This is a genomic window from Vibrio sp. 1288, assembly GCF_033344475.1.
This window is the reverse complement of sequence record NZ_JAWPOX010000385.1, coordinates 1-773: the sequence shown is the minus strand read 5'-3', so window position 1 is coordinate 773 and position 773 is coordinate 1. Positions and strand designations below refer to the sequence as shown.

At 43.7% G+C, this 773-nt stretch carries 1 protein-coding gene; it reads right to left on the bottom strand.

The features are described 5' to 3' along the window. On the bottom strand, window positions 1–381 hold a 381-nt coding region (locus R8O11_RS26925), incomplete at its 3' end, for a biotin/lipoyl-binding protein (protein ID WP_318194837.1). Between the last annotated feature and the right edge of the window lie 392 nt (window positions 382–773).

Below are 773 nucleotides of genomic sequence, written 5' to 3'. Positions count from 1 at the left end.
CATTAACGATGCACGAGCACTAGCCAGACCCGCTTCAGCTTGAAGTACGGCCGCTTCATAATTATCGCTTTCTATCGTGAATAGCACTTCCCCACGCTTCACGATGCCACCGGTTACAAAATTAGGGTGCCAACTGATCACTTCACCGCTGACTTGAGCAGAAAGGTGTGTTTTTTCGAATGGAACCAATTCGCCATGGCTGGTAATCACGACTTTATGGTCAGTAGGAAAAAGAGAAGAGGCTCGAACTGTGGGTTCGGTTATGGTTTCTTTTGTTGACTCTTTCTCCGGTGCTGTCGCTGCAATCGCGGCATATCCAGCGTAAGATCCGCCGACGACAACGAAGGGTAAAAGCCAACGTACTATGGGTTTTGCTAACATCAAAAATCCTTTTTTATTGTTGTATTCAGCCGAATGCTCGTGTTGGTTTTTCAACCTAAATGCGACATCAAAAAGCATAATGCTCAATGAGTTAGCAAGTACTCCCTGTGAGCAATCGGTGAGTTCATTGCATCTGAAATAGACGAAGATATTTGTACTTCTGTAGCGACTAACAACATGGTGTGTGGCCGTTACATCATTCAACTAACTTGAAACGAAATCATGCAGTTCAAGGCAAGGAACCCGTGTTCGTTGCCTGCTTGCTGAGGCCAATTTCAAGTAAAGTAAGAGAGCTGCGTTTTTCTGTGGTGACTAGCCACAAATAACCGTCTATTCAAAGTTAATAAAATTAACAAAAAATTAACCAGTTCCGCAAGTTGTGCTGACTTACT